A 12733-nucleotide genomic window follows, 5' to 3' on the forward strand; every position below is an offset into this window, starting at 1 on the left:
GAAAAAGAGTGGCTACTCGACATGAACCGAGCGTCAGTTCCAGGTCGGCCCAGCAGAAACATCGGCTGTGTCGCGTTGCTGCAACAGGAGCCGATCGAGCTTGACGAATGGCTTGTGAGGTCACCATCGGCACAGCTTGTCCAAGAGGCTCGGCGTTTTCCATTCTCAAGGATCGACCGGCGGAACAGGAATGCACCGCCCCAGGACAGTGATCCCACTGAGCCGAAGAATGTCGAGTGTCAGCTCAAGCCGGGAACAGCAGACGTTCCCGAAGGCTATGGGATTTCCTGGTCGGACCCAGTGCAGGCATTGCGCCGATCAGATTATTGAGACTTGGCCTGGTCGCATTGCTACGAAGCGCTGGGCGGGGAGACCCCTTGCTCGTAAGGCACTGGTCAGATCGTGAAATGGCTGGTCGACACCCTCATCCGTAAGCCTGAATGTACCCCAGTGAAAGCCAAGGGCAGATTGGGCCTTCAGAATGCCGAAGGCACGCACCGCATCATCAGGGTTCATGTGATGAGGCGCCATGAACCAGCGCGGTTCGTAAGCGCCGATGGGCAGAAGGGCTACGTCAAGATGGGGGTGCCGGGCTGCAATGGCCTGGAAGTGCCGGCCGCGGCCAAATCCGGTATCGCCGGCAAAGTAGACCGCACGCCCACCGCCGCGCACCACAAAGGAGGCCCAAAGCGCATGATTGCGGTCGTTGGTGGCCCGAGCGGACCAGTGATGAGCCGGTTCAACGAAGGTCTGGAGACCGGGTGCGAGTGCAACGCGCTCGCCCCAATCCAGCGCGGTCACGGTGATGCTTGCATCATGGGCCCGGATAATGGTGTCGTTGCCGAGCGGGGCCACAATCCTCGGCTGATCGCGTCGCCAGAGCCGCACGAGGGTCGCCAAGTCCAGATGATCGTAGTGATTGTGCGAGATGAGCACCGTGTCGATCCGAGGCAAGCGGTCGAACGGGATGCCTGGCGGATTGTAACGCCGTGGCCCTGCAAACGGCACGGGACTGGCGCGCTCGGACCAGATCGGGTCCGTGAGGATGTTATGTCCGGCAATCTGGATCAGGAAGGTGGCATGGCCGACGAAGCTGACGCGCAGATCGCGTCTTCCGACCTTTGGCGGCGGTGTATCCTGGTACGGGCTTGGGTAGACCGCAGGCCAGGGCACCGCATGTTTGGTAAGTTGCCAATGGAGGAACTCGACAAAGCTGCGGGAGCGGTCTCCGCCAGGGTTGAAAAACCGCTGCCCATCGAAGTGGTCGCTTGAGGGGCCGTTATAGTAAAAGCTGCCTTGGGTGGCTCGGGCTTGCGATGCGGTGCCAAGAAACGGGAGCGACCCGATCAGCTGCATGAACCTTCTGCGCGATAGCACGGTCACCCCTTGACCCGAGTGTAATGCCAAACTGCATCTAGGGCTGAGCTGTGCCTTTCTCAATCAGGTAGCGCAAATCGCAATTCTTCACTCCCGAGGGCTCTTTGGTCTCGGTATTCATATGTCGGGTGGAATGATGATCCGCATGCCTCTCCAGCGAAAGGTCTCCTCTCGGCACATTTGAAACCTAAGCCGAATTTCCATCTCCAGGCCGGAAGCGGACATCTTCCGCTCGGATATCACAAAGTTCACCAAGACGGCAGCCTGTTAGGAAACCCAGCCGTTGGAGGTCCGAGATTGCGCTCCCATAGCGCCTGCCGATAACTTCTTCCGCAGGAGTTCGAAATAAAGTGCAGAGTTCATCGCTCCGATAGGCGCGTTTCCTTGCCGTGTTGCGTTTGGCCCGTGCGGAGAAGGAGCCTTGGCCTTGCCATGGATTGGTCTCGACGAACCCCCGCTTTGCGAGCCAGCGCCACATAGATGATAGGGAACTGATTTTCCGGGTTATGGTCTTCTGAGTGGACCCCGACATTATAAGAATGCGGCTTACAAACTCGCCCGCTGTCTTTCGGTCAACACTCCGGACGGATGTATTGCCGGAATGGAAGTTTGCGAACTGATTGATTGTCATCCGATGCAGGGCAACTGTCTGACGGGTGTGCTCGCCCTCGATCTCTGCTAGCCATCGCTCCGCCATAGTCGCAATGCTGAGGTGGCCGGTAGAAAACGATTTAGCTGAACGTGATCGACGTACCCTGGGGCTGTGAATGTCAGGGCCGGACTGAAGCGGAATTGAGTTCACGGATGCTAGGGGATCGACGGCACCGCTAGAGCCGGTGAGATGAGCCGCCCAGGCGGGAGACCAACCGTCCAAGACGGTTTGAGAGCCAATCCAGCGCCACAACTCGGCCAGAGCTACCCACCGACGCTGCTGGGCAACAGCCTCATCCCTCGTATCGAGCGAACGTACAAGATGGGTTTGACCAATCTCTGGAAGGAGATGCGCTGGTACGCGGAGGCGGATGAACCACCAGCCTCGGCGACATTGAAGGTAGTCTGAGCGACCCACTTCCGGCTGCGCCCTGACTGCCGGGGCGGTGACACGTGTCACCGCCTTCATTCAGGTCACCGAGACAAACGCCTCTGATTTCAGCATGCTAGGAATAAATGGCGGAGGGAGCGGGATTCGAACCCGCGATACGGTTTCCCGTATACACACTTTCCAGGCGTGCGCCTTCAACCACTCGGCCACCCCTCCAGCGTCGAACCAATCCGGGTTTGCAACCTGGTTCGCATTCTGTGCGATCCGGATGAGGTTCCCCGCATCTCTGCGGAGCGCTCGTGTAGCGCCAAACCGGTGCAAAAGGCAAGACCGAACTGAAGAAAGTTTAAATGAGGTGACTTTGCGGCAACCTGAAAACGCTCTAGATAATCCTATCCGTTCGAAGAGGCATACTTCCTTGAAATTTCTAGCGCGCAGTTTGGGACTTCTGCTGGTCGCAGCCGGCTTCATCGGTCTCGTGATCGATGGAACGCGGTCCATCGTCAATCACACGGTTTCGTTCATCTCCGTCTCGGGAGCGGCCGGTGCCCTGTTCCCGGGCGGCCCGACGGGCTTCGAGGGGCAGGTGGCCGCGCGGACCTATCCCTGGCTCTGGGATCCTTTCGTCAGCCAGCTCCTCCAGCTCCCGGCCTCCGTGACGGGGTTCCTGATCGGTGCGCTGCTGCTCTGGCTGGGCCAGAAGCCGCTCGAGCCCATCGGCTACTTCGCGGGCCGCTAGGACCCCACGGCAAGGTGAGGGGAGGGCCCCTCCTTTCGGAGGCGAGGAATGCTTACATTAGGCCCGTCACAAGAGAGGCCTCCATGTTCAGCTTCCGCAAACCCCTCGACCTCCCCACGCCCGACCGGGCCTTGCCCGGCCGCAACGCTCCGCTTCCCACCGCCGAGACCCATTTCGTCAACGGGCGGCCCCTGCAGCCGCCCTACCCGGACGGGATGGAGAAGGCCCTTTTCGGGCTCGGCTGCTTCTGGGGGGCCGAACGCAAGTTCTGGCAGATGGGCGACGGCATCTGGGTGACGGCGGCGGGCTATTCCGCCGGTCTCACGCCCAACCCCACCTATGAGGAGGTGTGCACCGGCATGACCGGGCACAACGAAGTGGTGCTCGTGGTCTACGATCCCGCCAGGACCTCCTACGAGGCGCTCCTGAAGACGTTCTGGGAGAACCACGACCCCACCCAGGGCATGCGCCAGGGTAACGATGTGGGCACCCAGTACCGCTCGGGGATCTACGTGTTCGGCGAGGCGCAGCGCCGGGCCGCCGAGGCCTCGAAGGCCGCTTACGAGAAGGCGCTCGCGGGACGGGGATACGGGCCCGTCACCACGGAGATCCTGGACGCGGGGCCATTCTACTTCGCCGAGGATTACCACCAGCAGTACCTGGCCAAGAACCCGAACGGCTATTGCGGTCTGGGCGGCACCGGCGTGTCCTGCCCGATCGGCACCGGCGTCGCGGCCGAGTAGCCGCCAACCGAGCGGACGGCGTCAGCCGCCGTCCGCATCGTCTCACTCTCACGGGGCCGCGAGAACGCGGCGGCACTCGTCCGGGAGCTGCGCGAGGGTCAGGGGCGGCCGCGGCTTGCCCGGCTTCGGGCGCAGCATCTCGGGCGTGAACCAGCGCGCGAGATCCGCCCCGCACCCGTCGCCGCCGGGCGGCGGGTCCTGATCGGAGCAGACGGGGTCGCCCGCCGGGCAGGCGATGCGGATGTGGAAGTGGTAATTGTGGCCCCAGGTCGGCCGCACCTTGGCGAGCCAGCCCCGGTCCGGCCCGGCCTCGCGGCAGAGCGCCTTCTTGATCGCCGGATTCACGAAGATGCGGGCCACGCCCCTCTCCTGGGCGGCGGCGCGGATGAGCGCCGTGTGCTGCGGCGTCCAGACGGCCGGATCCACGTCGAGCCAGTCGCCCCGCACCACGTTGGTGGCGGACATCTCCTCGCGCTCCAGCCGCGACAGGCGGCGCTGGGGCATCGGCGTGAGCCACACATCCGCATCGAGGCCGATCTGATGCGAGGCATGGCCCGTGATCATGGGGCCGCCGCGCGGCTGCGAGATGTCGCCGATGAGCAGGCCCGGCCATCCGTTGATCTCGGGCATGCGCGCCGACAGGCGCTGCAGCAGCGCGATGAGCTGCGGATGGCCCCAGTTGCGGTTGCGGGACAGGCGCATCACCTGCCACGTGTCCCCGTCGACGGGAATCGCCGTGGCGCCCGCCACGCAGCCCCGCGCGTAGCTGCCGATGGCGCGGGCCTGAAGGGAGGCCGGCGCGACGCTCCGGCCGAACAGCTCCTTCGCGGCGAGCTTCGGGTCGTTGGGGTTGGCCAGCGGCGGCAGGGGCTTCGGGGCGAGCGTGCCCCTGTCCTGGGCGAGAGCGCCCGGGGCGAGGGCCGGGCCGCCGAGGAGAAGCGCAGCCATGAGGGCGAGGGATCGAATCGGATTCATGCGGGAAGGCTAGCGTATCGTGCGGGAAAAGGGATTCGGTTTTCCGTGGGGTGCGGCGCAGGGCTCTTCATCTCTCGTCATGCCCGGCGCTTCAAGCCGGGCATCCACGTCTTCAGGGCCGTAACGCAACAAGACATGGATGGCCGCAACACGTGCGGCCATGACGGTGGTGGGCGTCGGTGACGGCGCTCGGCGATCCGTCAGTGACGCGGCTGCGGCCGGCGCTCGCTGGCGCTGCGCTGGCTCACGTGGCCGGGGCCCATGATGCGCTTGTCGTGGCCATTGCCGGTGCGGCGCATCGTCGGCTGATAACGCGGCAGCGGCCGCTTCGCGCGCGGCGCGGAACGCATGCCGCTCATGATCGGCGCGAGGAGAAGGCTTGTGACCGCGGCGCCGATTCCCGCCAGAACGACGGCGGTCGTGAAGGGATGGAGCTGCGCTTCGAGCAGCAGGCTCGTCTTGCGCGGCTCGCCCGGAAGCGACGAGTACATGTCGCCATCCTGGCGGGCGCGGTAGAGATTGTCGCGCATGCCCTGGCGCTCGGACTGGTTCGTCGTCTGGGAGCCGTAGCCCGTCAGCTCCATGGCCTTGTCCATCAGGCGCGGCGCGACCTTGCCCATAGCGCCGATGACCCATCCGCCGAAGCCGATGGTGAGCTCCCGGCGCTGGTGCTCGGCCGCGAAGACGATCGCCTTGGCCACCAGGTGCGGATCATAGGCCGGCGGCGGAACGGCGGTCTCCTTGTCGAGATAGTTGCGGGCGTGCTCGACGTAAGGCGTATCGATGGAGGACGGCTTGATGAGGGTCACGGCGATCGGCGCTCCCTGTTCCTCCAGCTCCATGCGCAGGCCGTCGGTGAAAGCCTTCACGGCGTGCTTCGATGCCGAGTATTGCGTCTGGAGGATCATGGTGCGCTCGGACAGCACGCTGCCCACATTGATGATGGTGCCGCCGCGGCCGCGCAGGTGGTCCGCCGCGATCAGCGAGCCGTTGACGACGCCCCAGTAGTTCACCTCGAAGAGATGGCGCTGATCCTCCAGGGGGATCTTGTCGACGGTGCCGTAGACGGCGACCGCCGCATCGTTCACCCAGGTGTCGAACCCGCCGAACGTGTCGATGGCCGTGCGGGCGATGCGCTCCAGATCCTCGCGCTTGCTCACATCCGCCGGCACGGCGACGGCACGGGTGCCGCCTCGGCTGAGCTCGTCGGCGACCTTGCGCAGGGCCTCCTCGTTGCGGGCCGCCAGCACAAGGCCCTTGGCGCCGCGCGACGCGAACATATGCGCGGTCGCGAGGCCGATTCCGCTGGAGGCACCCGTGATGACGATCACCTGCTCCTCGACCGGCTTCTGGCGAACGGGCATGCAAACCTCCTTCATTGTCCTGGGGCAAAAAGCTCGGGTTCAACGTGAGGCCGGTGGTGCGGTTCCTACGGCGGCGCTTGATGCCGCGGCCGGCAAGAGCAGGACACGGGCGGAAGCAGCCCGCGGGAAACCTGCCGCCAGAACCCTTTCGAACCTTGCAAACCCTTGTGTGCCTTGGCGTGCAAGGTACTTACCGGAACGGCTTCAGGACCCGAGCGTTGCCTTGCAGATCGCCAATGAAGGGAGTGAGAGAATGGAGACGACGATACAAAGCGGCGACGTCCGCGAGACCCACAGCCTGATCGCCAGCGACAAGGTGGAAGGCACCCCGGTTCGCCGCTCGGACGGCGAGAAGATCGGAACGATCGAGCGCGTGATGATCGAGAAACGGTCCGGCAAGGTCGCTTACGCGGTCATGAGCTTCGGCGGCTTCATGGGCCTGGGCGAGGAATACTACACGCTTCCCTGGAGCGTGCTGAAATACAACGTCGAGCTCGATGCCTATGAGCTCAACCTGTCGGAGGATCAGCTGCGCGGTGCGCCCCGCCGGACGGCGGAGGGGCACGATGCCTCCTACGACCGGGAATGGGAAGAGCATGTCCACCGCTACTACAACGCCACGCCCTATTGGGGCCAGAGCGACCCGATGAGCACCGGCCGCTAGAGCGCTGTCCAAGGCCCTTGACCCGGGTCGCCGCCCGAAGATGCGGTCGATCCGGAGCTGCCCCCACATAGAAAATCGCCCGGCTTGCGCCGGGCGATTTTTTTAGGCCCATGCGCCAGTCGACAGGGTTGAGCCCCGCCCTGGCGCATGAGGCATGCTTGGCTTAGCGCTTGCGAGCCTTCGAGGGGCTCTTGCGAGCGCTCGTCGAACGCTTGGCGACCTTGCCGGACTTCTTCGTAGCGGAAGTGCGGCTGGACGCGGCTGCAGCGCGCTTCGTCGACTTGGCGGCCGTCTTCTTGGCGGAAGACTTCGCCGCGCCGCGGCTGCTGGTGCTGCGGCTTGCGGACTTGCGAGCCGAGGACGAGCGGGCCGAGCTCGAACGAGACGACGAGGCGGACTTGCGGGCCGGAGACTTCTTCGCCGTCGAGCGGGAAGCCGACGACTTCGCAGCAGTCTTCTTAGCCGTGGTCTTCTTGGCGGCCGTCTTCTTGGCCGTGGTCTTCTTGGCAGCCGTCTTCTTGGCAGAAGACTTCGCCGAGGACTTGGCGGCCGTCTTCTTAGCCGTGGTCTTCTTGGCAGCCGCCTTCTTGGCCGTGGTCTTGGTGCCGGCCTTCTTCGTGCTCGAACGAGACGAAGACGTGCTGGCTTTCTTCGCGCTGGTCTTCGCGCTGGACTTGGAGCCTCTCTTGGCTCCGCTGGTCTTCTTGGTGCTGGTCGCACCGGTGTCACCCGTGAACAACGCTGTCAGCGGGTTCTTGTTGTCTGTCGGCATAGCCGCCTCCTTCAAGGGCCTTCGCGTGCAACCGTCACGCTTGCAAGGCAACGTCGTTATACCAAGCGGGTTCCGATTAACGGAAAGTGTAGAAAGTAGAATCCGCACTTTTTCTGTGGATACTTCGGCCGCGCGAGCAGCCTGAACTTGCGCTTTCAGCGCCCGATAGAAGGCGCGTGAAGGGTCACGAAGGGTCTCTTCTTGGGACTCTTCAACATCACTTCGGATCTACCAGACTAGTTTCATTGGCTACTTGAAACCCGTTTTATCTCAGTATGTTACGAGCCTGACGATCGGCGGGCGGCGCGAGCGCCGCCACCGGAAACCTGTGCCGAGAACGTCCCTCGCGCGAGAGGAATGGAGCGCGTTTCGCGGGCATGTTCGCGACGGTTCGCGACGCGAAAAAAATTTTTCCCGACCGACGCAAAAAAGTGCCGAGAAGGCGATGCGTCGATGCGCGTCGACGCATCGCGCAGCATCAGAATCACTTCGCCGCGATCCTGACGTAGGGACAGTTGCGACCGCTGAATCAGGTGTCTCGATCGAGCCGCGATCCATGCGCGGCAACCTGCCTCCGGCTTGACCCTTCACGCGGTGCGCAAGGCGCGCTAAGCGAAAGGCGTCCGTCACGTCTTCCAATCTCCGTGGTCCGTCTTGCCTCACCGCAATCTTCTCGCCGTCGTCGCCTGGATGAGCGGCGCTCTTCTCGCCTTCTCGGCAACCGCCGTTGCCGTCCGCGCGCTCGCGCCGGCCTTCTCGGTGTTCGAGATGCTGGCGGTCCGCAACCTCGCAGGCGTCGTGATCCTGCTCGTTCTCGCAGGGCTCAAGCCGAACCTGCGGCCGGGGTTGAAGCCGCGGCGCTTCCCGCTTCATCTCGCGCGCAACGTCCTGCATTTCGCAGGCACGGACGGATGGACCTTCAGCCTCACGCTTCTGCCGCTCGCGACCGTTTTTGCGCTCGAGTTCACGGCGCCCGCCTGGGTGGCGCTGCTCGCGATACCGCTGCTTCAGGAACGCTTGACGCGGGGGCGGCTCGTGGCCGTCGCGCTGGGTTTCGCCGGGGTTCTCATCATCCTTCGTCCGGGCCTGGAATCCTTGCAGCCGGCCAGTTTTCTGATGCTCGGCGTCGCCTTCTCGTTCGCGCTCGTGGCGATCATGACCAAGAAGCTGACCAGAACCGAGAGCACGTTCTCGATCCTCTTCTTCATGAACCTGCTGCAGCTTCCCATGAACCTCGCAGGAATCGGCCGCGCCTTCTGGCTCGCGATCGAACCCGTCCATGTCCTGCCGCTCGTCGGCATCTGCGCGGGCGGGCTTCTCTCGCATTATTGCCTGACCAACGCCTATCGCCAGGGCGATGCCACCATGGTCGTGCCGCTCGACTTCATGCGCATTCCCCTGATCGCCTTCGTGGGCTGGCAGTTCTATGGTGAGCCGCTCGATCCTTACGTCTTCCTCGGCAGCGCCTGCATCGTGCTCGGCCTGCTCTACAGTCTGAACCGCGAGGCGAAATCGTCATGACCTGGTCGCCGCAGCAGGATGCCGCCTTGAAGGCCGTGGCCGATTGGCTCCGGCGCGGAGATCGTCCGGTCTTCCGCCTCTTCGGCTATGCGGGCACGGGCAAGACGACTCTCGCCCGCCACATCGCCGAAGGCGTCGACGGCGAGGTGGCGTTCGGCGCCTACACGGGCAAGGCGGCGCTCGTGCTGCGGGCCAAGGGCTGCGCGGACGCGTCGACCATCCACTCCATGATCTACCGCTCGCGCGAGGGCGACGAGAACGGTCCGCAATTCGTCATCAACCGGCAGAGCCAGGCCGCCAAGTCCGACCTCATCGTGATCGACGAATGCTCCATGGTCGACGAGGAGCTGGGGCGCGATCTTCTGTCTTTCGGCAAGCCGGTTCTCGTGCTCGGCGATCCGGCGCAGCTGCCGCCCGTGAAGGGGGGAGGGTTCTTCACGGAGGCCGAGCCGGACGTGATGCTGACCGAGGTGCATCGGCAGGCCAGGGACAACCCCATCGTTCATCTCTCCCTGAAGGTGCGGGAAGGCGGACGGCTCGAGCCGGGCATCTATGGCGAAAGCCGCATCATCCGTCGCCGCGAGATCGACGCCGCGGCCGTGATGGCCGCCGACCAGGTGCTGGTGGGGCTGAACAAGACGCGTCGTCTCTACAACACGCGCCTGCGCGAGCTGAACGGCTATCGCGATCCGATGCCGGCCGCGGGCGAGAAGCTCGTGTGCCTGCGCAACGACAAGACCAAGGGGCTGCTCAACGGCGGCACCTGGAGCATCCAGGCGCTGCGCGGCATCCGCAACGACTTCCTCCGCATGGACGTGGTGTCCGACGACGATGCGCGCCGCAGGTCCGTGGAGGTCGCGGTCCACAAGGCCTTCTTCGAGGGCACGGAGGAGGAGGTGCCCTTCGCCCTGCGCCGCGAGTCCGACGAGTTCACCTATGGCTACGCGCTCACCGTTCACAAGGCCCAGGGCTCGCAATGGGACGATCTCGTGCTCTTTGATGAATCCTATGCGTTCCGCGAGCATCGCAGCCGCTGGCTCTACACCGGCCTGACCCGCGCCGCCGACAGGGTGACCGTCGTCATGTGACCGGATTGGCCGGGTCGGGAACCCGCGCCAAGCTTTCGCGCTTATACGTCAAGCTGGACCGTTAACGATGAGGCTTCGACGATGCTGAAATGGGCGCTGATCTTTCTCGTGGTGTCGCTGATCGCAGGCGCGCTCGGGTTCACGGGCGTGGCTTCGGGCGCCAAGACGATCGCCAAGATCCTCTTCGGCCTCTTCCTGCTCGGCTTCGTCATTCTCATCCTTTTGGCGTGGAGCGCAGGCCAGCTCATCTTCTAGGAGCTTGAATTCCACCCTTTCCGGGCCGGCGCATGCATCCGGTGCAGAAGCCGCATGCATCGGACGCACTGTCTTCTCCGGCCAAGATCCGTATGAGGGTGTCTTCTTTTTACATTTCGATGCGCCAAGTTGAAACTTTATGTCTTGCTGGCGCATTGAATTCTTCATTCGTGAAAGAGACGCCATGAAACGCCGCGCATTCCTCAAAGCCGCCGCCATCGGTGCTGCAGCCGGAACCATCGCCAAACCGGCCATCGCCCAATCGGCTCCCGAAATCCGCTGGCGCCTGACCTCCGCCTTTCCGAAGTCTCTCGACACCCTTTACGGAGGCGGCGAGACCTTCGCGAAGCTCGTGGCCGAGGCGACCGACGGCAAGTTCCTGATTCAGCCCTTCGCGCCGGGCGAGATCGTCGGCACGCCGCAGGCGGCCGATGCGATCGCAGGCGGCACGGTCGAGATGGGGCACACCTGCTCCTACTATTATGTCGGCAAGGATCCGACCTTCGCCATCGGCACCAACCTGCCGTTCGGCCTGAACTCCCGCCAGACCAATGCCTGGCTCTATCACGGCGGCGGCAACGACCTGCTGAACGCGTTCTATGCCAAGCACAACCTCTATGCGATCCCGGCCGGCAACACCGGCGCCCAGATGGGCGGCTGGTTCCGCAAGGAGATCAAGACCGTTCAGGATCTGCAGGGCCTGAAGATGCGCATCGCCGGCCTCGCCGGTCAGATCATGGCGAAACTCGGCGTCGTGCCGCAGCAGATCGCGGGCGGCGATCTCTATCCCTCGCTCGAGCGCGGCACCATCGACGCCGCGGAGTGGGTGGCGCCCTACGACGACGACAAGCTCGGTCTCAACAAGGTCGCGCCGTTCTACTACTATCCGGGCTTCTGGGAAGGCGGTCCGGCGATCCACATGTTCATCAACCTGCAGAAGTGGAACGAGCTGCCGAAATCCTACCAGGCCGCCGTTCAGGCTGCGGCGGGCTACGTGAACGTGGACACGCAGGCCAAGTACGACGCCAAGAATCCGGCGGGCCTGCGCAACCTGATCAGCAACGGCGCGCAGCTGCGTCCGTTCTCGCAGGAGATCATGGAAGCCGCCTACAAGGCCGCGAACGAGATCTATGACGACATCTCGTCCAAGAACGCGGACTTCAAGAAGATCTACGACAGCTACAAGGCATTCCGCAACGAGGAATACCTCTGGTTCCAGGTGGCCGAATACGCCTACGACACCTTCATGATCCGCGCCCGCGCGCGGGGCTGATCCCGGTCGTCGAATCGAAAAAGGGCGGGCCCCAGTGCCCGCCCTTTTGTGTTCGTGAAGCTGCTCACTGGGTCTGGAAGGCCGATGTGTCCCGACCCGCGAGCTTGGTGGCGTAAAAAGCGATGGTCTGCGCGTAGACCTGCGACTTGTTCCAGGCGCGGATGACCTCGAAGTTCTGCGATCCCGGCGCCCAGTCCGCGCCTCTCACCCAGCCATGCCCCTTCAGATAATTCGCCGTCGAGGCCAGCACGTCGGCGGGGCTGCGGAGCAGATCCGCCCGTCCGTCGCCATCGAAATCGATGGCATATTTCACGTAGCTCGAGGGCATGAACTGTGTCTGCCCCATCTCGCCGGCCCATGCGCCGCGCATCTCGTCGGGCGTCAGGTCCCCGCGGTCGACGATGCGAAGGGCATCGAAGAGATGGGCCTGGAAGAATTCCGTGCGACGGCAATCATAGGCCAGGGTCGCGACGGAGCTGATGACGGGGAGCTTGCCCCGCACGGCACCGAAATCGGTCTCCAGGCCCCAGATCGCCACGAGTACAGGGCCCGGCACGCCGTATCGCTGTTCGATCCGCGCGAGCGTGCCCGCGTGCTTCTGCAGCATATTCGCCCCGCCCTTCAGGCGGGCGGGGGACACCATGCGCCCGGCAAACTGTGCAAAACTCTGCTTGAACACGCCTTGGCCACGATCACGCTTGATGATGCTCTGATCGAATGTCACACCCGACAGGGCTTGCTTCACCGCTCTCGGGGAAATGCCCTGAGCGATCGCTTCCTGTTCGATGTCGCCGAGCCACTTCTCGAACCCGGCGGGATCCCGGCAGGTCGCCGCCGAAGCCTGTCCCGCCGCAAGAAGAAGGGTTGCAATGATCGAGGCGCGCAACAAAGCCTGCATGTGTTCTCTCCCAGATTCAGTC

The 12733-nt window shown here is 63.9% G+C and carries 15 protein-coding genes and 1 tRNA gene; 9 read left to right on the top strand and 7 right to left on the bottom strand.

The genetic code is table 11. From position 1 onward, the window contains the following. On the top strand, positions 1-330 hold a 330-nt coding region (locus E4K09_RS29755; protein ID WP_204985712.1), incomplete at its 5' end, for a hypothetical protein. Here E4K09_RS29755 and E4K09_RS10840 read toward each other — a convergent pair. The 3 genes from E4K09_RS10840 to E4K09_RS10845 form a co-directional block, all read right to left on the bottom strand. Further along, positions 319-1356 (bottom strand): MBL fold metallo-hydrolase, encoded by a 1038-nt coding sequence (locus E4K09_RS10840; RefSeq protein WP_134496824.1) that lies wholly within the window; start codon positions 1354-1356, stop codon positions 319-321. The two genes, E4K09_RS29755 and E4K09_RS10840, sit on opposite strands and share 12 nt — an antisense overlap. 208 nt (positions 1357-1564) lie before the next feature. Beyond that, positions 1565-2497, bottom strand: a complete 933-nt coding sequence (locus E4K09_RS31025) for a DUF6538 domain-containing protein (protein WP_425293837.1) — start codon at positions 2495-2497, stop codon at positions 1565-1567. A gap of 48 nt (positions 2498-2545) precedes the next feature. Then, positions 2546-2635: transfer RNA gene (locus E4K09_RS10845), tRNA-Ser, on the bottom strand. 202 nt (positions 2636-2837) lie between these two features. On the opposite strand from E4K09_RS10845, the gene E4K09_RS10850 reads away from it, so the two are divergent. Then, positions 2838-3158, top strand: coding sequence for a PetM family of cytochrome b6f complex subunit 7 (locus tag E4K09_RS10850; RefSeq protein ID WP_134496826.1), 321 nt, complete (start codon positions 2838-2840; stop codon positions 3156-3158). Positions 3159-3241: 83 nt separating this feature from the next. Next, positions 3242-3901 (top strand): peptide-methionine (S)-S-oxide reductase MsrA, encoded by a 660-nt coding sequence (gene msrA / locus E4K09_RS10855; protein WP_134496828.1) that lies wholly within the window; start codon positions 3242-3244, stop codon positions 3899-3901. A 48-nt stretch (positions 3902-3949) separates the two neighbouring features. Here msrA and mepA read toward each other — a convergent pair whose 3' ends face one another. Both mepA and E4K09_RS10865 read right to left on the bottom strand, forming a co-directional pair. Then, a complete protein-coding gene (mepA, locus tag E4K09_RS10860) occupies positions 3950-4876 on the bottom strand; it encodes a penicillin-insensitive murein endopeptidase (RefSeq protein ID WP_134496830.1) in 927 nt (308 codons plus the stop codon). A 200-nt stretch (positions 4877-5076) separates the two neighbouring features. Next, the gene (locus tag E4K09_RS10865) at positions 5077-6240 is read right to left on the bottom strand and encodes an SDR family oxidoreductase (RefSeq protein ID WP_134496832.1); all 1164 of its coding nucleotides are present in this window, start codon (positions 6238-6240) and stop codon (positions 5077-5079) included. Positions 6241-6493: 253 nt separating this feature from the next. On the opposite strand from E4K09_RS10865, the gene E4K09_RS10870 reads away from it, so the two are divergent. Together E4K09_RS10870 and E4K09_RS10875 are read left to right on the top strand one after the other, a co-directional pair. Beyond that, positions 6494-6904 carry a PRC-barrel domain-containing protein gene (locus E4K09_RS10870; RefSeq protein ID WP_134496834.1) on the top strand — a complete coding sequence of 137 codons (411 nt, stop codon included), beginning with the start codon at positions 6494-6496 and terminating at the stop codon, positions 6902-6904. Positions 6905-7095: 191 nt separating this feature from the next. After that, positions 7096-7821 carry a hypothetical protein gene (locus tag E4K09_RS10875; RefSeq protein WP_134496836.1) on the top strand — a complete coding sequence of 242 codons (726 nt, stop codon included), beginning with the start codon at positions 7096-7098 and terminating at the stop codon, positions 7819-7821. 133 nt (positions 7822-7954) lie between these two features. Here E4K09_RS10875 and E4K09_RS29630 read toward each other — a convergent pair whose 3' ends face one another. Next, on the bottom strand, positions 7955-8164 hold the full coding sequence (locus tag E4K09_RS29630) for a hypothetical protein (protein WP_134496838.1): 210 nt from the start codon (positions 8162-8164) through the stop codon (positions 7955-7957). A gap of 166 nt (positions 8165-8330) precedes the next feature. Here E4K09_RS29630 and E4K09_RS10885 point away from each other — a divergent pair, with 166 nt between their 5' ends. From E4K09_RS10885 to E4K09_RS10900, 4 genes are all read left to right on the top strand, one after another. Further along, positions 8331-9197, top strand: a complete 867-nt coding sequence (locus E4K09_RS10885) for a DMT family transporter (protein WP_134496840.1) — start codon at positions 8331-8333, stop codon at positions 9195-9197. After that, on the top strand, positions 9194-10285 hold the full coding sequence (locus E4K09_RS10890) for an ATP-dependent DNA helicase (RefSeq protein WP_134496842.1): 1092 nt from the start codon (positions 9194-9196) through the stop codon (positions 10283-10285). Before E4K09_RS10885 ends, E4K09_RS10890 begins: the two co-directional genes overlap by 4 nt. Before the next feature lie 81 nt (positions 10286-10366). Next, positions 10367-10540 (top strand): DUF1328 domain-containing protein, encoded by a 174-nt coding sequence (locus E4K09_RS10895; protein WP_134496844.1) that lies wholly within the window; start codon positions 10367-10369, stop codon positions 10538-10540. Positions 10541-10724: 184 nt separating this feature from the next. Next, positions 10725-11813 (top strand): TRAP transporter substrate-binding protein, encoded by a 1089-nt coding sequence (locus E4K09_RS10900; protein WP_134496846.1) that lies wholly within the window; start codon positions 10725-10727, stop codon positions 11811-11813. Between the two features lie 64 nt (positions 11814-11877). Here the strand turns inward: E4K09_RS10900 and E4K09_RS10905 are convergent, their stop codons facing one another. Further along, positions 11878-12711 carry a lytic murein transglycosylase gene (locus tag E4K09_RS10905; protein WP_134496848.1) on the bottom strand — a complete coding sequence of 278 codons (834 nt, stop codon included), beginning with the start codon at positions 12709-12711 and terminating at the stop codon, positions 11878-11880. Positions 12712-12733 lie beyond the last annotated feature (22 nt).

Source organism: Microvirga pakistanensis, assembly GCF_004458765.1.
Classification (GTDB): domain Bacteria; phylum Pseudomonadota; class Alphaproteobacteria; order Rhizobiales; family Beijerinckiaceae; genus Microvirga; species Microvirga pakistanensis.